The organism is Actinopolyspora mortivallis (assembly GCF_003001495.1).
Taxonomy (GTDB): Bacteria; Actinomycetota; Actinomycetes; order Mycobacteriales; family Pseudonocardiaceae; genus Actinopolyspora; species Actinopolyspora mortivallis_A.
The window spans coordinates 1-23,225 of record NZ_PVSR01000017.1; the positions used below are offsets into that span (position 1 = coordinate 1).

Below are 23,225 nucleotides of genomic sequence, written 5' to 3' on the forward strand. Positions count from 1 at the left end.
ACCAACGCCCCCGCCCCTCGACCCCCTCCGTTCCGGTGGTGCGGGAAACCATCGTGTCCACCGGAGTACACGCCCCGGGACACTGGGACACCGGGGAACTCCCACTCCGGAAGGACCCGTCCCTCACACACGGGGAGCTCACCGCCTCCCTGCCACCGCTGGGCGGCCACCTGGAGACGGACCACAGTCGGATCCACCGTGCCGGAGTGGCCGAACACACACCCCGGCGTCCCCGCCGGGGGTGACCCCTCGCTGGCCGCGACGAACCGGGCGCAAGACCCGTGCCCGGCCCGGCTTCCCGAGCCCCCGTGACAGGCCCGTCACGGGGGCTCGTCCCGACACCGCCCCCCGGAGCCCGCCACATGAGGCAGGATGTGGTTGGCGTCCCGTCCCGGACACTCCATCGCCCACGGGAGCGCACGGACGCCGGCACATTCCGCGATCTGGAGGGGACGAGTGCACGACGGCAGCGGCCGCATCCTGGTCCAGGGGCTGCACAAGAGCTTCGGGCCGATCGAGGCGGTCCACAACCTCAACTTCTCGGTGGAACCGGGCTCGGTGACCGGCTTCCTCGGGCCGAACGGCTCGGGCAAGACGACCACCCTGCGCATGATCCTGGGGCTGATCCGACCCACGTCCGGAACTGCCTACGTCAACGGGCAGCCCTTCTCCCGGCTGCCGAACCCAGCCACGGTGGTGGGGGCGGTACTGGACTCGCAGGGATTCCACTCCGGCCAGACCGCACGCACTCATCTGCGTTGCTACGTGGCGGCGCTGAACCTGCCGGACCAACAGGCCGATCGGGTGCTGGAGCTGGTCGGGCTGAGCAGCGCGGCCACCCGCAAGACGGGCGGTTTCTCCCTCGGCATGCGCCAGCGGCTGGCCCTGGCCACCGCGCTGCTCGGCGATCCGGGCATCCTGATCCTGGACGAACCGGCCAACGGGCTGGACCCGGAGGGCATCGCCTGGTTACGCGGTTTTCTGAAGTCCTTCGCCTCCACGGGGCGCACGGTGCTGGTCTCCAGCCACCTGCTCCGCGAGATGGAACACACCGTGGACAACGTCGTGATCGTCAGTCGTGGCCGGTGCGTGTACAACGGCGATCTGGAACAACTGCGCGCCGGTCAGCACTCCCGGGTGTTCACGCGCGTTTCGGACCCGGCCGCCCTGGTCACGTTGCTCAACCAGGAGGGAATGACCGCCGAGTACCTGCCGGACGGCCGACTGGTGATCCCGGGCACGGACTCAGGCAGGGTCGCCGACCTGGCGCTGCGCGCCGGAGTGGCGGTGCAGGAGATGCAGGACGAGAACCTGGATCTCGAACAGATCTTCTTCCAACTCACCAGCGGCCAGTACACCGGCGCAGCACCGACCGGTCCCGCGCACCCGCCGACCGCCGACCCGTGGGCTCCGAGCGGACACCCCGGCCCCGGAGGACACCCTCCGGGCCTGGGCCAGGGGTATCAACGAACGTCCGAGCAGTACCGGTACGGGCAGGACGACAACGGCGGCCACGGGGGTAATGTCTGATGAACGGGCTGGTCAAGGCTGAGTTCCGCAAGATCTTCACCACCCATCTGTGGTGGGCGTTACTGCTCCCGGTGGCCGTGCTGAGTTTCCTCGCCGGCTGGGGCGGAGCCGCGCTCGGCCAGACGGACTTCGTCCTGGAGATAACCGAGGGGCAGAACCTCCCCACCGGGTTGCTGACCATGTCGTTGTCCACGAACAACGTCACCGTGTTCGCCGTGCTGCTCGGGGCGCTGGCCGTGACCGGCGAGTACCGCCAGAAGACGGTGACCACCACGTTCCTCACGGCCAACCCGCGGGGGGCGGTTCTGGGGGCGAAGCTGATCGCCTACACCAACGTGGCACTGCTCTACGGACTCGTGAACGCGCTGTGCTCCTCCCTCGGCGGTCTGGTCGGACTGGGGGCGGACGGTTTCGGCGAACTCCCGCAGTGGCTGATGGTCGGCGGAGCCGGGCTGCTGTCCATGGTGCTGTGGACCCTGGTGGGCATCGGTCTGGGGGCGCTGGTCACCAACTCGGTGGCCGCCGTGCTGATCATCCTCGGCTACCTGCTGGTGTTCGAGGGAATGGCCTCCTCGGCGCTCACCCAGACTCCGGTGAGCTGGCTGACCGACTACCTTCCGGGAGAGGCTGCCAGCGGCATCGTCGGCAACGTCTCGGTGCCCATGTTCATCTCGGACGTGGCCGGGGCCCGGGAACCCTTCGTCTCGAAGACGGCGTTCGAGCTGCTGCACTCGGCCTTCGGCGGCAGCTACGGCTTCCCGTGGTGGGGGAGTCTGCTGGTGTTCGTCGGTTACGCGGCGGTGTTCGTCGCCGGTGGCTGGTTGGCCACCGCCAAACGCGACATCCTCTGACTCACCGGCGGGACATCCCCCTTTTCGGAGGACACCAGACGGGGATGTCCCGCCGTGTTCCGCTCCGTTCGGTGGTTGACGAACGTGCTGCATACCGCCGTTCGGCGGTTTTTCTCTCCCCCCTCCCCTTTCGATCGAACGAAAAAATCTGTTTTCAAACACGAAATGTGATATCTGTTCATGCACCCAGGGCCAACTCCCCGAAAAGGATGAACCCTGGTTCAAAAGTTATTTCTCCACCTCAAGATCTGTTGACTCCCCACACTAACGCCTCTACTATCGGCGCGGTCGAACGATTACACGAACATGGGGGACATGTCACCGTGGCCGATATGCACGAGCTGACCGGGAACCTGTCGTCGACCAACGATGCCATGCGGGGTCTCATCACCGCCGCCAACAAGGGCGAGTTCACCATCACCCCCGACGCCGGAAACGAACTCATCACGATCTTCCAGGAACTGGAGGACTGGCTTAAACAGAGGGTTTACGATATTCAAGAAATCAAGCGTGACACTCCTCTTGGTCACAGTCCTGCGGGAAGAGCGATTTCAGACTTCAACAAGCAGGTGGCCAGCGGCGACAACGAGTCCCTGGAACACTTGATCACCTCGATGCGGAACCAAACTCCCCAAGTGGTCGAAGCGATCAAGAAAGCCATGGCCACCTACCAGCAGCACGACGAGCAGAACAAACAGATCCTGGACGACACGCAAAAATGATCCCCCACACCCCCGCGAGCACGTTACGACGAATCGCCGCCACCGCAGCGACAGCCACCTGCGCGATCCTGGCGACCTCCTGCACCACCGAAACCACACAACCACACGACCAGAACCCTCAGACCACACAGACGAACAGCACACCACTGGCCACGATCGAACCATGCTCCACCCTGACCGACCAACAAAAAACCCAACTCAACATCACAAAACCCGGAAAAATAAGCAAGTTAGACGATCAGACATGCACCTGGATGTCCGACGGAAGCAACTTCGACATATCTGTTTACAAAGACATGTCTTTACACGAGATAAATTTCTCTGAATCCGAAGAGAAAACAAAAACTCAAGTGAACGGACGCGAAGCGCTCCTGGCGAAAAATAATACCGGATCAGCAGCTTGCTCTCTGGCGTTCGCGGTGAGCGAGCACTCGTCCGTCTCGGTGAACAGTATCGCCGACGAACCGGGCGATACCCAGACCGCCTGCGCGCTGGTGAAGAAGGCGGCCCCGATGGTCGAGAGGAACATCCCGAACAACTGAACACGCAGAGGGGGACTCCCGGTGTCCGAGGGGGAACACGACTACCACAGCTACGAGTACGTGGCTGACAAGGAGAAAGAAGCCTACCAGCAGCACTACGACTCCGGGCCGAGCCAGCAGGACGCGGGCGCTTTCGGTTTTCTCACCGAGGCAGCGGACCGAGTACGGGCACACGTCTTCGTGATCGACGAGCGCGCGAGCGACACCTCGGTGGAGTTGTACCACCGCCAACCTGTTATTGCCCTGTTATTGCGGAGTCGTTGTCCGCAACCGATCATGATCAGTATCCTCACGCCTCAGTGGCACTCGTGCGCACGTCAACGTTGGGGGAATCAACTACATCATGTCCGGTCAACAGGACCTCGCCGACAACCTCTCGGCCACCAACGACGCCATGCGGGGTCTCATCGCCGCCGCCAACAAGGGCGAGTTCACCATCACCCCCGACGCCGGGGACGAGCTCATCACGATCTTCCAGGAACTGGAGGACCGTCTTCAGAAAAGATTGGCGCAGATAGATATCGCCAAACGTCGCACACCACTTGGCCCTAGCCCAGCCGGAAGAGCGATTTCAGACTTCAACAAGCAGGTGGCCAGCGGCGACAACGAGTCCCTGGAACACTTGATCACCTCGATGCGGAACCAAACTCCCCAAGTGGTCGAAGCGATCAAGAAAGCCATGGCCACCTACCAGCAGCACGACGAGCAGAACAAACAGATCCTGGACGACACGCAAAAATGATCCCCCACACCCCCGCGAGCACGTTACGACGAATCGCCGCCACCGCAGCGACAGCCACCTGCGCGATCCTGGCGACCTCCTGCACCACCGAAACCACACAACCACACGATCAGGACCCTCAGACCACACAGACGAACAGCACACCACTGGCCACGATCGAACCATGCTCCACCCTGACCGACCAACAAAAAACCCAACTCAACATCACAGAACCCGGAAAAATAAGCAAGTTAGACGATCAGACATGCACCTGGATGTCCGACGGAAGCAACTTCGACATATCTGTTTACAAAGACATGTCTTTACACGAGATAAATTTCTCTGAATCCGAAGAGAAAACAAAAACTCAAGTGAACGGACGCGAAGCGCTCCTGGCGAAAAATAATACCGGATCAGCAGCTTGCTCTCTGGCGTTCGCGGTGAGCGAGCACTCGTCCGTCTCGGTAAACAGTATCGCCGACGAACCGGGCGATACCCAGACCGCCTGCGCGCTGGTGAAGAAGGCGGCCCCGATGGTCGAGAGGAACATCCCGAACAACTGAACACGCAGAGGGGGACTCCCGGTGTCCGAGGGGGAACACGACTACCACAGCTACGAGTACGTGGCTGACAAGGAGAAAGAAGCCTACCAGCAGCACTACGACTCCGGGCCGAGCCAGCAGGACGCGGGCGCTTTCGGTTTTCTCACCGATGCGATGGACAGGCTGCGGGCGCACTCCGAAGCCGACCAGGCGGCACAGCAGTATGTCCGGCAGCAGGCCAGCTCGGTTGCCCCTGAGATGCGGATGAGGCAGCGCCCCGCGGACCTGGGCTGCACCAGGTACGAAGCCTTCCCGCACAAGGAGCTGGTTCGGTTCGTGCGGGAGGACTTCGATCCGTCTTCCGTGCACGACATGGGGCGTTATTACAACCAGGTCGGCAAGGACTTCATCGACTTCGCCGAACGGATCCACCGGGCCGCCGCCAGGACGGAGCAGAGCTGGACCGGCAGCGCCGGGGACGCGATGCGGGCCCGGGTCACCACGCTCTCCGAGCACATGGGACATTCCGGGCAGGCGGCCCAGTTGACGGCCAACCAGATCGGGATGCAGGCCGAGGCCGGGGAGCAGGCCCGTAACTCCATGCCCGAGGATCCGGAGTTCGACCTCAAGTCCGAGCTGCTGGACCTGGCGTCCAACCCCAACCCGTTCACGGCGGTGCAGCGGGCCAACGAAATCCGTGAGAAGGCCGAGCAGGCCCAGCGGGCCCATCAGGAGGCCGCTCAGGTCATGGGCACCATGGAGCGGAGTTTCGGCGAGACCGCCGAGAAAACCCCGCGGTTCACCCCTCCCCCGGAATCCCCCGACGGCGACTCCTCCGGAACGGGCCCCACCGGTGTGGACGGCACCGGAACGGGAACCGGCAGCGGCACGGCAGGCGGCTTCGGTGCCAGCGGCGGCTATTCCGGCCCGGTCGGCGGCGGCCCCCCGGCCGGCACCTCCTCCGCCGGAACCGGGGTGGGCACGGTCACCCCGACGACCTCCGGCCCGAACACGGGTCAGCCTCCCGTCTCCTCCACGAACCAACCGTCCACCACCACGCCGTCGTGGAGCTCTCCGGGCAACACGGGCGGTTCGCAGCCCGGCGTGGTGCGCGGCCCGGACGGCACGCTGTATCGCCAGGACCCCCGCACCGGCCAATGGATGCGGCAGAACCCCTACAACGGCCGCTGGGCTCCCGTGCCTCCGGGAGGCACCGTGCCCGGAACCGGTCGTGTGGGCGGCGGCAGCGGTGGGTACACACCCGGCCGTACGGGCGGCTACGCCCCCGGCCGTGCGGGCGGTTCGGGCGGTTTCGGTCCCGGCGCGGGATCGAACCCGCTCGGTCCCGGCGGACGTGCCGGAGTCGGCCCCACCCCTGCCTCCCCGACGTCCTCGGCATCCGGCGCTGCCGCCCCCTCGGGTTCCAACCGTGGTGCCGGGCGTACGCCCGTGGGCGCCGGGGCCGGCAACAACTCCAACGGTGCCGAGGACGAGGAGCACGAGCGCAAGTACGTGCTCGACAGCGACGAGATCGGCGACGACCTCGGTCTGCCCCGCGTGGCGCCCCCGGTCATCGGAGCACGGCCCGAGGAGGAGGGCGGCGACCGCTGATGCCGAGATCGTTCACGCTCTCGACCCAAGCCGTCGACGTGCTCGCCGAGGACCTGGCGATCAACCTCCGCCGGTTCCCGTTCGAGTTCGACCACCACGGTTCGACCGCCGACGAGCGGAGCGGTGTCCGTTCCGAGGTGTACGCCGAGCTGTCCCGACGGGGGCTGCTCGACCGCGAGGAACCGGACCAGGACCTCGAAGCGGCACTGCGGCTGCTGCACGCACCCCGTGTCGAGATCGCCGTGACCTACGTGGAAACCGCCACCGAGGAGGTCTTCCGCGCCCGCACGGCGGTCTCCGGCCGCACCGGGGTGCAGGCCGTGCAGCATCCCGACACCCTGCGCATCACGTTCATCGACCCACGCGGGATCGCCAGGCTCAGCGCCGACCTGCTGCCCGAGATGGCGGTGGGCAAACTGGAGGCCGCCACCATCCCCGCCTCGGACGGCGGCGGGCGGCACGACGAGGAACCCGAGCAGGACGAGGAAAGCTGGTTGTCCACCGTGGAGACCACCGCCACCAAGCGCCGCGGCGGACGGGACACGCACGCCGCCCAGCACATCCTCACCCGGCCCACGCACCGCATCGGGTACTTCTTCGTCAGCGGGCGGGACGACAGCGGCGAAACCGTCCGCATGTCCCCCGTCGGCTGGCGCGACACGGACAGCGGCCGCTACAGCGTCACCACCCGACGTAACAACGACGGCGCCGAATGGAACACCTTCGCCGGGGCCGACAAACAACGCCTCGCCGGCTACCTCGCCGAACAGCTCGACGCGCTGACCCACGGTTGAAAGGGATCGAGGCCGGTCCGGTTCTCCGGCGGTGCACCTCCGAGAACGCCGCCGAACCGGTCGGGGCCGCCGCGCCCGGGGCACCACCGTCGGGCGTGGTCACTGCTCGGTGAAGCCGAAGACGGTGTCGTTCTCGGTGAGGATCAGGCCGGGAGCGGCGTGGAGCTCCACAGTGAGTGGCCCCCGCGCGGGTCGCCGACGGGCCTGCCACTCCATGAGGACGTGCGCGGGGTGCGGGGGCGCGAAATCGTGGACGACCATCGCCTCCCACTCGGCGGGCCGTTGCGGGCCGCTCCATCTGCCGGGCACGGTGATCGCCTCGGCCAGCCGCAGCAGTACCGCGTTCGCGACCACCCGGACGTGGTACACCGTCGTTGCCGAAACCACCGCTGATGAGCAGCTCACGCTCGAACTGGGCCTTCTCCTGCTCGGTGAGGTTGTGCTCCAGCGCCAGAGTCCCCGGTTCGAGCGGAACCTCGTACGGATACAGCCCCACCCCGGCCCGGATCGTGCCACCCAGGCAACCTGCCGGCCGCCGTCCCGGTCGACCCTCGGTACCGAACTCGACGTGGGCCTCCCCCATCGTCTCCGGATCCAGCCGCACGGAGTCCGTGGGCAGCCCGAGTCGTTCCACGAGCGGCACCAACGCCTCCGGCAACGCACTGCCGAACCTCTCGTCGGTGTTGTACTTCCGGTAGACGGTCAGCTCCAGCTTGTGGAACGGGAAGGGAGTGTCCTCGTCGGGACAGACGCGTACCTCCTTCGCACCGGTGTCCTCGATCAGCCGCATCCCCGCCCGCAACGCCTCGGCGGAGGACTCCGAGCGGATCGACAACGCGATCCGCGCGATCACCACCGGATCGCCCTCGTGGAGTGCCTCGTGCTCGTCCATCGCCCCTCCCCTGACTGCTGACAACGTCCCATTCGGAACAAGCACTGACAGCGGTCGATCATCGTACTGCTCCCGGTACCCCACCTCGCAGTAGCCGCACGTTCGACTGTTCCCCACTGGGAAACAGCATCTGTCATCCCCGTCAGCCGGCTTCGACAAGTTCATCGACCCTTCGAGGCATCTCTCGCGGACGCCGATTTCGTGACTCGTCAAGCGCATTTTCCGTTCCGTTATGAACATTATTGACACGATCAGGGCAAAAACGGTAATGATATACGACACCATTGACCGAAGATCAACAACAAACTAGCTTACTGACGACCGTGCCTTATGTGGTGAGCTTTTTGTGGCAGATGAGGGCGGCGGCTCAGTGGTGTTGTCCGAGTGTGGTCGCGATATCGAGAGCACGGCGGGCGGCGGTGGAAGGCCGACGGAAACAGTGATGCCACTGGGGAGAACCGGAGGAGTATTGAGGAGACATGGAAGCAAACGAACTTTATGTCGGCGTCTACGTTGTCTGGGATCCCCCCGAAGGCGAGGAAGATCGTCGGGCTCCGGGCAAAGGGCTAATTCGTGGCCACCCAGGAATAATAACCAGCCCCTATTGGCAAGACGTGGAAGTGAAGTGGTTCCTTCGCGAGGAGGATACAGTTACAACGAGATCGGTGTACAGATACCAGGATCTGCGCAAGGTGACACCACTCGAATTCCTGGAGGCCTGCCAGAAAGCCAAAGAAAGAAAAGAAGGGAATATTTCTGAGTAACACTCGACCCGAAACCCGGCGAGTCGTGAGACGCGGCGGTTCGGCCGGGTACTGGCCCGGCCAACCGTTGATGAGTATCGGTTCCGGGCTGCTGCTGGGGATCGCGCTGTTCGTCGTGGAACTTCAGCACCGGATCTCGCTGAAGGAAGCCGCGATCGGTTACTTCGCGCACTCGGATCCGATTCCCGTGATCCTCGCGCTGTTCGTCGGAGTGCTGGCCGCCGCGCCGGTGTTCGTGACCGACCAGGAGACCGGACGCAGCCCGTACCTGCGGATCGCGGGAGTCGGCGCACGCGAGCACGTGCTCGGTTCGGTACGCGTGGCGGCGGGTCGGGCGGTGGCGACGACGGTCACGATGGTGGTCGTCGTCGACGTGCTGGCGCTGTTCGTCTACCCGTTGCGCACCGTCGACGAAAGCGTGCTGCTGTGGCCCGGGATGCACGCGATGGGACCGGTGGTGGACCTGGTCATGCTGCTGTGGTGCTGCCTGGTCTCGGTGGGCGTGCTGTCGGTGGCACACCTGCTCGCCGTCTACCGCGCACCCCGGCTGGTCGCGCTGGTCTGCGCGCCGCTGGCGGTGATGCTCGGCGCGTTCGGAGGAGATGAACTGGGAGTACCTTTCGCGAACCTGATGCTCACCCCCGGACACGGGGCCTACCTCTTCCCGCACAACCCGCTGAACTGGACGATCGGCCCCACGCTGTGGCTGCTCGTCGACGCGACGCTGATCACCATCCTCGCCGTACTCGCCCCCCGAGCCGAACGCTAGGTCACACAACCACATGGAAACCCCGAACCGGGCACTGCTGGAAACCGAGAAACTGGGCAAACGCTTCGGCGGCCACTGGGCGGTCCGCGACATCGACCTCACCGTCCGAAGCGGTCACACCGTCGGCATCGTCGGCCCCAACGGAGCGGGCAAGACCACACTGCTGGCCACGCTGCTCGGGCTGATCGAACCGAGCGCGGGCAAGCTGCACCACCACACCGCGGGGAGAGGCACACGGCCCGGCTTCGGCGCGGTGCTCGACCAGGACGGGCTGATCAACAGCGTCTCCGGACGCCGCAACCTCGACCAGTGGGCCGGGATGCTGGGCGGCGTCACGTCGAAGGAGGTGGACGAGTGCCTCGACGCGGTGGGGATGCGCCAGGCGGCGCGCAAGCGGGTCGGCACCTACTCGCTGGGGATGCGACGCCGGTTGTGCCTGGCACGGGCGCTGCTGGGCGATCCCGAGGTGCTGGTGCTCGACGAACCCGGCAACGGGCTCGACCCCGCCGGGATCATCCGGCTCAAGGAGCTGATCGGCGAACGGGCACGAGCCGGAACCGGGGTGATCTTCAGCAGCCATTCGATCGCCGACGTCGACGAGATGAGCGACGAGATCGTCTACATCTCCGGCGGTGAGGTGGTCACCCGTTGGACCGAGGACAGCCCCCAGTGGTGGCGGCTACGCTTCGCGGGCGAGACGGAAGCCCCGGAAGACACCCGGCACGCCGCCGCCACGGTGCTGAAGGAACACGACTGGACACACCGGATCGATCCCTACATCGGGGTGTTGGCCGAGCGGTCCGCGCCGCTGCACGAACTGCTGGCGCTGCTCTCGCGGGCACAGCTGCCGCTGGAGAACGTGGAGGACCTGGGCCGCGACATCGAACAACCCTTCCGTGGATTGGACAGTTGGTGATGTCACGACACCCGAACCCGGCACGCGGTGGCACCGCGCGGCTGGCGGTGATGCTGGCCACGCTGCCCGCGCTGCGCTGGGCCACCCCGGTGATCCTGCTGGCCTGGTTCTTCGTCGGCACCAGCTCCACGCCGGCGGGCCTTCCGCAGGAGGCGACCTACGGGGACTGGATCGTGCTGTCCTCGCTGGAGCCGCGGACCCTGGCGATGGAACTGGTGGTCTGCTACGGACTGCTGACGGCGGTCACGCAGGCGGCTTCCCGCTCGAACGGCCTGCACACCCACGCACAGCTGGTGCTCGGTCACAACCGCTGGATCGCCTCGGTGATCGGTTCCGTGGTGCTCACCGCCACGGCCTTCCTCGCGGCCTGGCTACTGCTGTTGGTCCACATGACCTACCAGTTCGGTTCGGGCCCTCGGAGCCCGCTGCTCACCGCTCGGGCCGTGGAAGGGCTGGATCCGGTGCTCCAGCCGGGGCTCGGATTCGTGCTGCTGGCACTGCTGCTCGACTGGGCCGCGCTGGTGCTGACCGGGCTGCTGACGGCCGCGGTCGTCAACGGCCTGCGGAACCAGCGGACGGCCACCCTGCTGATCGCCGGAGCCCTGCTGGTCCAGGTGCCGCTCACCTCGACCGGTATCGGGCTGCGCTGGGTCGAGCTGGGCGATCCCTTTCTGGTGCTCACGGCCTACCCCGTGCTCTACGCCCCGAGCGGCACCGCGCTGACGGTGAAGCTCGCCGTGAACCTGCTGGTGTGGGGCGGGTTGTGCGGGTGGCTGCTGCGCCGCCCGCGTCGCAACGCCGCGCTGCTGGCCGCACCGAGCTGAAGCGGCAACGACCGACCGTGCTGCACGGCCCGGGAGGTTCCGGAACAGCGCAGCGGACGCACCGGGCCCCGGGCCGAAGCCGCTCCGTCCGCGCCCGGCGGAACTCCTCCCGGGAAACCGGTGCCGTCCGAAGCGACGATCTCGTCGGGGTGAACGGCGGGAAACGCGCGACGGTACTGTGTGTGAACAGATCGCCTCGACGCCGGCGACCGTCACGCACGTGCCGGGTCAGCACCCGAACCGCGCGGAGATCAGCTTCTCCCACCGTGGAACGCTCGCCACTCTCCGAGCGGTTCCGGCGATCCCGCGAAGGACGACTCCTGACGAGGACGGACGGCATGGACGAAACGGGCCCACGGGACGTGTTGACCGCGTTGACGACCAACCAGGCGGTCTCGGGCGTCGAGGGCGTCCCGGACGTCAGTGCCGAGTGGTACCTCGACGTCATCGGGTTCGCGAACTCGACACCGGACTTCGTGCACCTGCTCGCGATGCTGTTCACCGACGGCTCGCTGTTCGTCATGGCCGCCGTTCTCGCCTGGGGCATGTGGCGGGCACGCGGGCTCCCCGCACGCGGAGCGGCGTTCGCGCTGCTGGCGCCGCTCGGTATGATCGCGGCCTACCTCACCAACAACACCCTCAAGGAGCTGTTCGAGGTGGGACGGCCGTGCCGGTTGTTGTCGGACGTCAACACGATCGCGGCTTGTGACCCTCCCGGGGACTGGTCCTTCCCCAGCAACCACTCCGCCGTCGCGGGTGCCACGGCCGTCGGGATCGTGTTCGTCTGGCGCGGGCTCGGTGTTCCGGCACTGCTGGTCGGGATCGCGACCGCGGCCTCCCGCGTGTTCGTGGGAGCGCACTTTCCGCACGACGTGGCGGTCGGCTTCCTGGTCGGGGCGAGCGTGGTGCTGCTCGTGATGCTGCTCGGTGTGCTCCCGGCGACCCGAGCCGTCGAGGCGCTGCGGAAGCACCCGAGGACGCGGAAACTAGTGCTGGCCGGCGACGCCCGCCCCGAAGGCCGCGCCGCCGCGCCGCCCCCGGAGCCACCGACGCAGCCCATCGACCTGCCGACACAGCCCATCGACTTCCGCGGAACCGTCGAGCGACGGCACGGGGCACGTTCGAACACCACGCGCTGACCCGACAGCGCACCACCGTGGGTGCGCCGACACCGACGGGACTCGTTCCACCGCCGACCGAACGAGCCGGGAGGGTCTCGGTTCCCCGAAGGCACGGCTTTCCCACCAAGCGCGTCCCCGGAAGGGGCACGCTCGGCGGAATCGGGTGTCGATCAGCCCTCGCCCTCGTACGCTCGGGCCCGACGTGGCCAGAGCAGCCGCTCGCCCCGCGACCATCGTTCCCACACGAAGAGCACCACGGCCGCCAGCACCGCCGTCCCCGCCATGGCCGCGTAGCGGCCGGGAGCGAGGGCTAGATCTTCCTTGGTTAGCAGAGAGGAGCAGAAATCCATCCATCGACGGATGGCCATCCACAAGAAATAACACCAAAGGACGTATTATTTGCCATTCTTCCCAGGAAAGATATTTTTGCGCACATTTGACGAAAAGGCTTGGCACGGACGGAGCAATCCGCCAAGTGACGCTTGCCACCTGGACGACAAACACGGAAAACCCTCAACCTGAGAACAGAAAACAACTTCCACAAAGCTGGCACAGCCAGACAGGACGGCCAAGAAAATCACGAGAAAATGGGGGACCCAGTACGCACGTGTACGAGTTGTCAACGAACAGTCGTCAGTGACCGCCAACGGCGTCTATACTACTCCGGATGGAAGACCAATCGGAACAATCACGGCGTTCTGCGAACGGGTGGATCCCTGCCCGGACGCAGTCAACCAGTAACCCGGTGTCAGCTGATCCCGGCGGGACGGGCCCGTCGAGCCCGTCCCCCACCACAAGCACGTTGACCGACACCTCGTACCGGCTCCTACTTCTTGGTCTCACGCGAGATATCACGACGATAAGCATTACTGAGTCCGTTGTGGTATGCGGCGTCGTCCGCACCTCGGAAAATCGATGCCTTGTCTGCGTATCCCTCGGAGGTGACATCACCCGTCGATACGCCCTGACCTTTCCGCTGATTTTGGAAGAAGGAAACATATTCGACCATGTCACCGCGCTGAAAGCAATACGCCTTGCAGAATCATGCCGACTTTCCGACTTCGAAAATTTCGAAAAAAACAGAACAGGAATTCATTTTCACGGAGCGGACACCTACTCGGGAAAAGACTTCGCCAAAAAAGCTCACGAGCAGGAACACCTCCTTCAGGACGCTCTTCGCTCCAGCATGACAGAACTTCTCAGCAGTCAATACTTCCGCGAACCAGACACCCCTCCAGAGAGGGATGCCGAAACGGTAGGATTCTCGTGCTTCGCACGAGAAAAGTTTCGCGTCTATCTTACAACAAATCATCCTGACAGAACGATCGGCATCGATCTACCACTAACCTTCTCGGACGAAAAAATCCGCCTGACTCCCAGTGCATCTCTTCATGGAGAACTGAACGCACTCCTGAGAACGGGAAAACTCGACAACATCCAACAATACGAGATCGCAAGCGATCAGTTCTGTTCACGTCTTTACGACCTCAGATCCTGGTTCTGACCCAGAATATTCTGAAATATTTTGGGAAGCCGGTGCCGGCAGGACGACGCCGGTAACAAGGAAGAAGGAATCGCGGCCGGTACTTACCGGTGTACCAGCCAGGACCGCCATCCTCCTGTGCACCTTCCGTGACCTGTTCGTCACAACCGGCACCGCCACCTAAGCCGCTGACATGGATCCAGCGACCAGCACCGTTGCTGTTCACAGCAATGGTGCCCCTACCACGAAGAAACTGCGGAGCTGCTGCCTCGGGAGTGTTCCCACGTACGGGAAGGGGTATGGGCCGACACCGGTCCTCGATCCGAGGTTGTGCGGCACACAACGCCCACCAGCCCCAGGAGAAGCCGAACGATACGGTGTTCAGCCCTCGCCCTCGTACGCTCGGGCCCGACGTGGCCGGAGCAGCCGCTCGCCCCGCGACCATCGTTCCCACACGAAGAGCACCACGGCCGCCAGCACCGCCGTCCCCGCCATGGCCGCGTAGCGGCCGGGCTCGACGGTCACGTCCTCGGGGAACAACAGTTCCGGCACCAACTGCCCCAGCAGGAGCAGTACGCCGAACCACACGTACTTCATCGGACTCTCCCGACAAACGCCGCTACGAAAACACCTCGAACACGAAGAGCCTGCTTCGGTACCTGGGCCGGTGGCTGATCCCACCGCCGCCCGAGCGTGACATCCCGAGCGGGAAAACGGCCACAGTCGAATTCCCGCCACGGAAGGAGAAGCTCTCGGGGACCCGCGCCCCCAGCACGCGCGGCGGGCATCCTAACGCCGCCACCGGTCCCCACCGAACTCCCCCCGCCCGTGCCGCGACGGCGGGGAGCCCGGCCCGTCTCCCCGCGAGGAGCAGGTGTTCCGCCGCTCACACCCCGAGCGCGTCCCGGCCTCGGCACCCCGGTCACCCCTGGACCGACCCCCTAACCTGACGGGGTGTCCGAAACCGGAGAAGCGCACCCGAAACCGGGATGGATCCGACGGCTGGCCGCCGCCTGCTGGCGCCACCCCGTGGCCGTGTTGCTTTCCATGGGCTCCGCCGTCACGGCGGTGGGTATGGAGGCGGCGGTTCCCGTGCTCACCAAGGTGGCCGTGGACGACGCCGTCGCGGGCCGGACCCACCGGCTCGGCTGGATCGTGGTCGCGATGGTGGGGCTGGGACTGTTCCGCTTCGGCGCGGCCTTCGTGCGTCGCTACAGCGCGGGCAGGTTGGCGGTGGACGTGCAGCACGACCTGCGCCGGGCCGTGTTCGGCGCCGTGCAGCGACTGGACGGGGCCAAACAGGACTCACTGCGCACCGGCCAGGTGATCTCCCGATCGATCAGTGACCTGCAACTGGTCAACGGTCTGCTGTCCATGCTGCCGCTGGCGGCGGGCACTCTGATGCTGGCCGTGTTCTCCCTGGCCGCGATGCTGTGGCTGTCCCCACTGCTGACGGTCATCGCCCTCGTGGTCGGCCCACTCATCGCCGTGGTCACCGCACGCAGCAAGAAACGGCTGTTCCCCGCGACCTGGACCGCCCAGCAGCGGGCCGCAGAGGTGGCCGAGCAGGTGGAGGAAACCGTCAGCGGCGTACGGGTGGTGAAGGGGTTCGGCCAGGAAACGCACGAGGTGAACCGGATGGTCACCCGGGCCCGCCGGCTGTTCGCCGACCGGTTGCGCGCCGCACGGGTGACCGCGGTCCCCTCGGCGCACCTGACCGCGCTCCCGCTGGCCGGGCAGGTCGGCGTGCTCGGTCTCGGCGGTTGGCTGGCGCTACAGGGGCAGGTCAGTGTGGGGACCTTCGTCGCCTTCGCCGGGTATCTGACCATGCTCGCCGCCCCGGCGCGCATGTTGTCCAACGTGCTGATCCAGTCCCAGCACGCCCGGGCCGGACTGGAACGACTCCACGACGTGATCGACACGCAGCCGGAGGTCACCGACGCCCCGGACGCGACGGACCTGCCCGAGGGGCCGTTGCGGGTGGAACTGGACCGGGTGTGCTTCGGATACACCGGTGACCAGCCCGTGCTGCGCGGGACCTCGCTGGAGATCCGCCCCGGTGAGACGCTCGCACTCGTGGGACCGGCCGGTTCCGGCAAGTCCACCGTCTCGCTGCTGCTGCCCCGTTTCTACGACGTGCACTCCGGAAGCATCCGGATCGGTGGGGACGGGACGGACTCGCCCGCCCCGGACGTCCGGAAGGTGCGGCTGGACTCGCTGCGTTCGGCCGTGGGAGTGGTGTTCGAGGAGGCCTTCCTGTTCTCGGAGACCATCCGGGACAACATCTCCTACGGGCACCCCGACGCCACTGAGGAGGAGATCGTCGCGGCCGCCCGTGCCGCCGAGGCCCACGAGTTCATCGCCGCGCTGCCACAGGGCTACGACACCGTGGTGGGGGAACGGGGGCTCACCCTCTCCGGTGGGCAGCGACAACGGATCGCGCTGGCCCGGGCCCTGCTGAGCGACCCCCGCGTCCTGGTGCTGGACGACGCCACCTCGGCCGTGGACCCCACCACCGAGGCGGCCATCCACGCCACCCTGGGCTCGGTCACCTCCCGGCGCACCACGCTGCTGATCGCACACCGCAGGTCCACTCTCGACCTGGCCGACCGCATCGCGGTGCTCGACGAGGGCCGGGTGGTGGACAGCGGTACCAGGGAAGAGCTGCAACGGCGTTCGGAACTCTTCCGCTCACTGCTGTGCGGACCCGGCGACTCGGTGGAACAGGCCGGCAATCCGGTGGGACCTCCGACGGGGGAGGAACCCACCCCGGAACTCTGGCCGGAACCGGACGACACCGCTCGTTCCCACCGTGGGCGCCTCCGGAACCCGGCGGCCTCGGCCGCCCCCGGCGGCGGGGCCCGCGCGCTGCGGGGCTCGGCGGCGGCCACCGAGGCGGCGGCCCCCACGCGGGAACTGTTGGAGGCGGTCGAACGGCTTCCCGCGGCCACCGACGAGCCGGAGCTGGACGGGACCGATCCCACGGCACCGGACCCGTGTTTCCGACTCAGGGAGCTGTTCCGCCCCATCCGGGGGACACTGCTGCTCACGGTGCTGCTGTTCGCCCTGAACGCGGCGGTGGGGGTGAGCATGCCCTCGTTGGTCCGCTGGGGCGTGGACGGCGGTGTGGCCGCGCACGAGCCGGGGGCGCTGTTCACCGCCACGGCCGTCGGGGTCGGGGTGGTGCTGCTCGGCTGGCTCGCGATGCGGCTCCAGACGGTGGTGGCGGCCCGCTCGGGGGAGACCCTGCTGTACCTGTTGCGACTGCGCAGCTTCTCCCACCTGCAACGGCTGGGGCTGGACTTCTACGAGCGGGAACGCGCGGGCCGGATCATGACCCGGATGACCACCGACGTGGACGCGCTGTCCTCGTTCCTGCAGACCGGGCTGGCCACGGCCGTGGTCAGCGTCTCCACCATCCTGGGAGTGGCGGTGACCCTGCTGGTCACCGACTTCTCGTTGGCGCTGGTGGCGCTGTCGGTGCTGCCGCTGCTGGTGGTCGCCACGGTGGTGTTCCGGCGGGTGTCCTCGGTCGCCTACGCCGAGGCCAGGGAACGGGTGAGCACCGTCAACGCGGAGATGCAGGAGAACGTCGCCGGGCTGCGTGTCTCCCAGGCCTATCGCAGGGAACGGCTGGCGGCCACCCGTTTCGCGGCCCGCAGCGACGACTACCGGCGCTCCCGGCTGCGGGCCCAGCGCTACATAGCCACCTACTTCCCCTTCGTGACGATGCTGTCCGAGGTGGCCCAGGCCGCCGTGCTCGGCGTCGGCGCCGTCCGGGTGGCCGACGGCGAGCTCACGGCGGGAGTGCTGGCGGCCTTCCTGCTGTACCTGGGGATGTTCTTCAGCCCGGTGCAGCAGCTGTCCGGGGTTTTCGACTCCTACCAGCAGGCCAGGGTCGGACTGCGTCGGATCGGTGAGCTGCTGCGCACTCCCACCTCGGTTCCCGAGGCCACCCATCCCGCCACGGTGCCGAGCGAGCTGGCGGGGGAGATGGAGGTGCGTTCGGTCTCCTTCCACTACCCCGGCACCGACCGCGCGGCGTTGTCCGAGGTCTCCCTGCACGTCTCTCCCGGGGAGACCGTGGCTCTCGTGGGGGCCACCGGGGCGGGCAAGTCGACGTTGGTCAAACTGCTGGCCCGGTTCTACGACCCCTCGGAGGGAGGGATCCTCGCGGACGAGGTGAACATCCGCGACTACCCGCTGCCGCAGTACCACCGGCACCTGGCGGTGGTTCCGCAGGAGGGACACCTGTTCACCGGCGACGTGGCGAGCAACATCGCCTACGGGCGGCCCGAGGCCACCCCCGCCGAGATCGAACGGGCCGCCCGCAGGGTGGGGGCCCTGCCCGGCATAGCCGCGCTGCCGAACGGCTTCCGCCAGCGCACCGGGGAGGGCGGCAGAGCGCTCTCGGCCGGCCAGCGTCAGCTGGTCGCGCTGGCCCGGGCCGAGCTGGTGGACCCGGACGTGCTGCTGCTGGACGAGGCCACGGCGGCGCTGGACCCGACGACCGAGGCCGTGGTCGCGGCGGCCCACGCCAGTCTCGCGGAGAACCGCACCACTTTCGTGGTCGCGCACCGGTTGACGACGGCCGCGCGGGCGGACCGCATCGTGGTGCTGCACGAGGGACGGATCGTCGAGCAGGGCACCCACGGGGAGCTGCTCGCCCACGGCGGCCACTACGCCCGACTGTGGGACAGCGCCACCGAGCAGCCCGCCCCGGACGGATCCGCCGTGGCGGAGAACGCCCTCTCCCCGGCGCGGGGATGACTCCACGCCGGGGGCTCCCGCCCAAGAAACTCCCGTCATACGGCCGTTACCTGCCAGTATCCGGGAAGAACCCGAATTGGGGGGAACCTCACATCAGCCCGGGAACGGGGCGGCACGAGCGTGCGGGGCGAGCCGCCCCGGCTCCGACCAAAGCCCCTCACTCTACCGGAAAGCACGAGTTTCGGCAGGCACCTACTCCTCCGAAAGAACGTGGACAACCGGCACCTGATCGATCCGGATCCCCTGCGTCCACGCTGATCGGCTTCGGGAGCGTGCCAACGGGACAGCCCGGAAGCGTTAGCCTGGTTGCCGAGCGTTGCAAAACCACGAGCAGATGGATCGAGGCGAACTCCAGCCGTGTCCAGCAGCAGTCCAGCCTCACAGTTCGGCCCCAACGAGTGGTTGATCGAGGAAATGTATGAGCAGTACCTCAATGACCCGTCGTCGGTAGACTCCGCGTGGCACGAGTTCTTCGCCGACTACCGTCCCGACCAGTCAACCACCGGAGAGGGCTCGGGCGAGGCGACGAGCGCGACAGCGAGCCGGACCACCTCGACCGCCGTGAGGGCCGAGCAACAGAACGGCCAGTCGCACAACGGCGCGACGGTGGCCACCGCCGCACCCGCCGAGACCCGACCGACGGAGCAGCGGGACACCACCGGGGAGCAGCAGACCGCCCCCCGGACCGGCTCCACGCAGCAGAACGGTTCCTCCCCGGACGGCACCAAGAGCGCGCAGCAGGGTGCCAAACCCTCGCCGCAGGAGGCCGCCAAGGCCGCCCCGGTCAAGGAGGAGTCCGGCGGTGCGGAGACCAAACCGCTGCGCGGGCCCGCCGCGGCGATCGCCAAGAACATGGAGCAGTCGCTGACGGTGCCCACAGCGACCAGTGTGCGCGCGGTCCCGGCCAAGCTGCTCTTCGACAACCGCATCGTGATCAACAATCACCTGAAGCGGAACAAGGGCGGCAAGATCTCCTTCACGCACCTGATCGGCTACGCCATGGTGCGCGCGCTGAAGGACTTCCCCGGGATGAACCGCCACTACGGGGTGGACGAGAAGGGCAAGCCCGCCGTGGTCACCCCCGAGCACGTCAACCTGGGGCTGGCCATCGACCTGCCCGGCAAGGACGGCTCGCGCAACCTCGTGGTGGCCTCCATCAAGGCCTGCGAGAACATGAGCTTCCTCCAGTTCTGGCAGGCCTACGAGGACATCATCCGCAAGGCCCGCAACAACGCGCTGACCGCCGAGGACTTCGCGGGAACCACGATCTCGCTGACCAACCCCGGCCCCAGCGGCACCAACCACTCGGTGCCCCGGCTCACCCAGGGCCAGAGCGCCATCATCGGCGTGGGCGCCATGGAGTACCCGGCCGAGTTCCAGGGCGCCAGTGAGAAGGCCCTGACGGAGATGGGGATCAGCAAGATCGTGACGCTGACCTCCACCTACGACCACAGGGTGATCCAGGGCGCGGAGTCCGGCGAGTTCCTGCGCAAGATACACAACCTGCTGCTCGGCGAGGACAACTTCTTCGACGACATCTTCGCCTCGCTGCGCATCCCCTACGAGCCGGTGCGCTGGTCCACCGACATCCCGGAAGGCGCGGTCGACAAGACGGCCCGGGTGCTGGAGCTGATCGACGCCTACCGCACCCGCGGGCACCTGATGGCCGACATCGACCCGCTGAACTACCGGCAGCGCAGGCACGAGGACCTCGACGTGCTCTCGCACAACCTGACGCTGTGGGACCTCGACCGGGAGTTCCCGGTCGGCGGTTTCGCCGGTCAGGAACACATGACCCTGCGCGACGTGCTCGGGGTGCTGCGCGACTCCTACTGCCGCACCGTCGGCGTGGAGTACATGCACATCCTCGAACCGGACGAGCGCGAATGGCTGCAACGGCGCGTGGAGAAGCCGCACGAGAAGCCGGACCAGTCGGAGCAGAAGTACATCCTGTCCAAGCTCAACGCGGCCGAGGCGTTCGAGACCTTCCTGCAGACCAAGTACGTCGGGCAGAAGCGCTTCTCCCTGGAGGGCGCCGAGACGATCATCCCGCTGCTGGACGCCGTGCTGGACTCCTCGGCACGGGCCGAGCTCGACGAGGTCGTCATCGGCATGCCGCACCGGGGCAGGCTCAACGTGCTGGCCAACATCGTGGGCAAGCCGATCGCGCAGATCTTCCAGGAGTTCGAGGGCAACCTCGACCCGGGACAGGCCCACGGCTCCGGGGACGTGAAGTACCACCTCGGCGCGGAGGGCAAGTACTTCAGGATGTTCGGGGACGGCGAGACCAAGGTCTCGCTGACCTCCAACCCCTCCCACCTGGAGGCCGTGGACCCGGTGCTGGAGGGGCTGGTCCGGGCCAAGCAGGACATCCTGGACAAGGGCCAGGAAGGGTTCACCGTGCTGCCGGTGCTGCTGCACGGCGACGCCGCCTTCGCCGGGCAGGGAGTGGTCGCCGAGACCCTGAACCTGTCGCTGCTGCGCGGCTACCGCACCGGCGGGACCGTGCACGTGATCATCAACAACCAGGTCGGCTACACCACCACCCCCGAGTCCGGCCGCTCCAGCAAGTACTCCACCGACGTGGCCAAGATGACCGGGTCGCCGGTGTTCCACGTCAACGGGGACGACCCCGAGGCCTGCGTGTGGGTCGCCAAGCTCGCGGTGGAGTACCGCAACACCTTCGGCAAGGACGTCGTGATCGACATGGTCTGCTATCGCAGGCGCGGGCACAACGAGGGCGACGACCCCTCGATGACCCAGCCCACCATGTACGACGCGATCGACAAGATGCGCAGCGTCCGCAAGACCTACACCGAGTCCCTGATCGGGCGCGGCGACATCACGATGGAGGAGGCCGAGAGCGCGCTCAAGGACTACGCCAACCAGCTCGAGCACGTGTTCAACGAGGTGCGTGAGCTGGAGAAGCATCCGCCCGAGCCGAGCCCGTCGGTGGAGTCCGAACAGCAGATCCCGGCGAAGCTGGACACCAGCATCTCCGAGGGGGAGCTGCGGCGGATCGCCGAGGCCCAGACCAACCTCCCGGAGGGTTTCACCCCGCACTCGCGGGTCAAGCCCGTGCTGGAACGTCGCGCCAAGATGGGCCGGGAAGGCGGCATCGACTGGGCCTTCGGCGAGCTGCTCGCGCTCGGATCGCTGGTCACCTCGGGATATCCGGTGCGGCTGACCGGGCAGGACACCCGCCGGGGCACCTTCGGCCAGCGCCACGCTGTGGTCATCGACCGCAAGACCGGCGCCGAGTACACCCCGTTGCAGCACCTCTCACCGGACCAGGCGAAGTTCCTCACCTACGACTCCGCGCTGTCGGAGTTCGCCGCCGTCGGTTTCGAGTACGGCTACTCGGTGGGCAACCCGGACGCCATGGTGCTGTGGGAGGCCCAGTTCGGTGACTTCTTCAACGGCGCCCAGCCGATCATCGACGAGTTCATCTCCTCCGGCGAGGCCAAGTGGGGCCAGCGCTCGGACGTGGTCCTGCTGCTGCCGCACGGTCACGAGGGCCAGGGGCCGGACCACAGCTCGGCCCGCATCGAGCGTTGGCTGCAGCTGTGCGCGGAGGGCTCCATGACGGTGGCCATGCCCTCCACTCCGGCGAACTACTTCCACCTGCTGCGCAGGCACGCCCTGGACGGTATCGACCGTCCGCTGGTGGTGTTCACCCCCAAGTCGATGCTGCGCCTGAAGGAGGCGACCAGCCCGATCGAGCACTTCACCTCGGGCAAGTTCACCTCGGTCATCGACGACCCGGCCGAGCCGGACCCTGCCAAGGTGCGCCGGGTGGTGCTGTGCACCGGCAAGCTCTACTACGAGCTGGCGGCGGAGAAGGCCCAGCGGGGGCTGGAGGACACGGCGATCGTGCGGCTGGAGCAGCTCTACCCGCTTCCGCACAGGAAACTGGGCAGGATGCTGGAGCGCTACTCCAACGCCACCGAGATCCGCTGGGTCCAGGAGGAGCCGCGCAACCAGGGCGCCTGGCCGTTCCTCGGACTCGCCCTGCCCCACCAGTTCGGGCCGGAGCTGGCCAGCAGGCTCAACGTGGTCGCCCGCAGGCCGATGGCCGCCCCGGCCACCGGCCTCAAGAAGGTCCACGACGTGGAGCAGGCCGAGGTCATCGACAACGCCTTCGCCGACTGACCGGAGGTTCCCACAGCCGGGTTTCTCAGGTGGGCACCTGGCGGACCCTCTCCCGGGTTCTCGTTCCGGGTGCCCTGCTCGCGCAGCGCCGGCTGGTTGCCGCGGGGAATGTCCACGGGCCGTCGATCCGTACCACGGGTCGGCGGCCCGTTTCCGTTCTCACCGCCCGCTCGGACGCCCCTCACTCGTGCGATGAGGTGAGCTTCCCACCCGGCGGGCTA

At 66.9% G+C, this 23,225-nt stretch carries 19 protein-coding genes and 1 pseudogene; 17 read left to right on the plus strand and 3 right to left on the minus strand.

What is annotated here, in order from left to right; all coding sequences use genetic code 11:
* The 9 genes and pseudogenes from CEP50_RS20355 to CEP50_RS11150 all read left to right on the plus strand — a co-directional run.
* A pseudogene (locus CEP50_RS20355) lies at window positions 1-245 on the plus strand (hypothetical protein); the annotation flags it as partial.
* Between the two features lie 211 nt (window positions 246-456).
* On the plus strand, window positions 457-1,530 hold the full coding sequence (locus tag CEP50_RS11115) for an ABC transporter ATP-binding protein (protein ID WP_106113880.1): 1,074 nt from the start codon (window positions 457-459) through the stop codon (window positions 1,528-1,530).
* Entirely contained in the window at window positions 1,530-2,381 is an 852-nt protein-coding gene (locus CEP50_RS11120) for an ABC transporter permease (protein ID WP_106113881.1), read from the plus strand. The genes CEP50_RS11115 and CEP50_RS11120 overlap by 1 nt, the downstream gene beginning before the upstream one ends.
* Window positions 2,382-2,713: 332 nt before the next feature.
* Window positions 2,714-3,103 (plus strand): hypothetical protein, encoded by a 390-nt coding sequence (locus CEP50_RS11125; RefSeq protein ID WP_258175160.1) that lies wholly within the window; start codon window positions 2,714-2,716, stop codon window positions 3,101-3,103.
* Window positions 3,100-3,645, plus strand: a complete 546-nt coding sequence (locus CEP50_RS11130; RefSeq protein WP_106113883.1) for a DUF3558 family protein — start codon at window positions 3,100-3,102, stop codon at window positions 3,643-3,645. The genes CEP50_RS11125 and CEP50_RS11130 overlap by 4 nt, the downstream gene beginning before the upstream one ends.
* A 343-nt stretch (window positions 3,646-3,988) precedes the next feature.
* Window positions 3,989-4,387, plus strand: a complete 399-nt coding sequence (locus CEP50_RS20115; RefSeq protein ID WP_181188337.1) for a hypothetical protein — start codon at window positions 3,989-3,991, stop codon at window positions 4,385-4,387.
* Complete coding sequence (locus CEP50_RS11140) at window positions 4,384-4,929, plus strand: DUF3558 family protein (RefSeq protein WP_106113885.1); 546 nt, start codon at window positions 4,384-4,386, stop codon at window positions 4,927-4,929. The genes CEP50_RS20115 and CEP50_RS11140 overlap by 4 nt, the downstream gene beginning before the upstream one ends.
* 21 nt (window positions 4,930-4,950) lie before the next feature.
* Window positions 4,951-6,519, plus strand: coding sequence for a PPE domain-containing protein (locus CEP50_RS11145; RefSeq protein ID WP_106113886.1), 1,569 nt, complete (start codon window positions 4,951-4,953; stop codon window positions 6,517-6,519).
* Window positions 6,519-7,313, plus strand: coding sequence for an ESX secretion-associated protein EspG (locus CEP50_RS11150; protein WP_106113887.1), 795 nt, complete (start codon window positions 6,519-6,521; stop codon window positions 7,311-7,313). The genes CEP50_RS11145 and CEP50_RS11150 overlap by 1 nt, the downstream gene beginning before the upstream one ends.
* 99 nt (window positions 7,314-7,412) lie before the next feature.
* Here the strand turns inward: CEP50_RS11150 and CEP50_RS11155 are convergent, their stop codons facing one another.
* Window positions 7,413-7,718 (minus strand): hypothetical protein, encoded by a 306-nt coding sequence (locus CEP50_RS11155; protein ID WP_219905434.1) that lies wholly within the window; start codon window positions 7,716-7,718, stop codon window positions 7,413-7,415.
* A 966-nt stretch (window positions 7,719-8,684) separates the two neighbouring features.
* Between CEP50_RS11155 and CEP50_RS19885 the strand changes: the two genes are divergently transcribed.
* The 5 genes from CEP50_RS19885 (at window position 8,685) to CEP50_RS11180 (ending at window position 12,617) form a co-directional block, all read left to right on the plus strand.
* Complete coding sequence (locus CEP50_RS19885) at window positions 8,685-8,969, plus strand: hypothetical protein (RefSeq protein ID WP_146134795.1); 285 nt, start codon at window positions 8,685-8,687, stop codon at window positions 8,967-8,969.
* Between the two features lie 70 nt (window positions 8,970-9,039).
* Window positions 9,040-9,738, plus strand: a complete 699-nt coding sequence (locus tag CEP50_RS11165; RefSeq protein ID WP_258175161.1) for a hypothetical protein — start codon at window positions 9,040-9,042, stop codon at window positions 9,736-9,738.
* A gap of 13 nt (window positions 9,739-9,751) precedes the next feature.
* Window positions 9,752-10,654: an ABC transporter ATP-binding protein gene (locus CEP50_RS11170; RefSeq protein ID WP_106113890.1), complete on the plus strand. Its 903-nt coding sequence runs from the start codon at window positions 9,752-9,754 to the stop codon at window positions 10,652-10,654.
* Entirely contained in the window at window positions 10,654-11,478 is an 825-nt protein-coding gene (locus CEP50_RS11175) for a hypothetical protein (RefSeq protein ID WP_106113891.1), read from the plus strand. Before CEP50_RS11170 ends, CEP50_RS11175 begins: the two co-directional genes overlap by 1 nt.
* Window positions 11,479-11,816: 338 nt before the next feature.
* Window positions 11,817-12,617, plus strand: a complete 801-nt coding sequence (locus tag CEP50_RS11180; RefSeq protein ID WP_106113892.1) for a phosphatase PAP2 family protein — start codon at window positions 11,817-11,819, stop codon at window positions 12,615-12,617.
* 152 nt (window positions 12,618-12,769) lie between these two features.
* Here the strand turns inward: CEP50_RS11180 and CEP50_RS11185 are convergent, their stop codons facing one another.
* Window positions 12,770-12,967, minus strand: a complete 198-nt coding sequence (locus CEP50_RS11185) for a hypothetical protein (RefSeq protein WP_106113932.1) — start codon at window positions 12,965-12,967, stop codon at window positions 12,770-12,772.
* Between the two features lie 299 nt (window positions 12,968-13,266).
* Between CEP50_RS11185 and CEP50_RS19890 the strand changes: the two genes are divergently transcribed.
* Complete coding sequence (locus CEP50_RS19890; RefSeq protein ID WP_146134796.1) at window positions 13,267-14,103, plus strand: hypothetical protein; 837 nt, start codon at window positions 13,267-13,269, stop codon at window positions 14,101-14,103.
* Between the two features lie 360 nt (window positions 14,104-14,463).
* Here CEP50_RS19890 and CEP50_RS11190 read toward each other — a convergent pair whose 3' ends face one another.
* Entirely contained in the window at window positions 14,464-14,679 is a 216-nt protein-coding gene (locus tag CEP50_RS11190) for a hypothetical protein (RefSeq protein ID WP_106113893.1), read from the minus strand.
* A gap of 357 nt (window positions 14,680-15,036) precedes the next feature.
* On the opposite strand from CEP50_RS11190, the gene CEP50_RS11195 reads away from it, so the two are divergent.
* Window positions 15,037-18,852, plus strand: coding sequence for an ABC transporter ATP-binding protein (locus CEP50_RS11195; protein WP_106113894.1), 3,816 nt, complete (start codon window positions 15,037-15,039; stop codon window positions 18,850-18,852).
* 357 nt (window positions 18,853-19,209) lie between these two features.
* Window positions 19,210-23,004: a multifunctional oxoglutarate decarboxylase/oxoglutarate dehydrogenase thiamine pyrophosphate-binding subunit/dihydrolipoyllysine-residue succinyltransferase subunit gene (locus CEP50_RS11200; RefSeq protein WP_106113895.1), complete on the plus strand. Its 3,795-nt coding sequence runs from the start codon at window positions 19,210-19,212 to the stop codon at window positions 23,002-23,004.
* Window positions 23,005-23,225 lie beyond the last annotated feature (221 nt).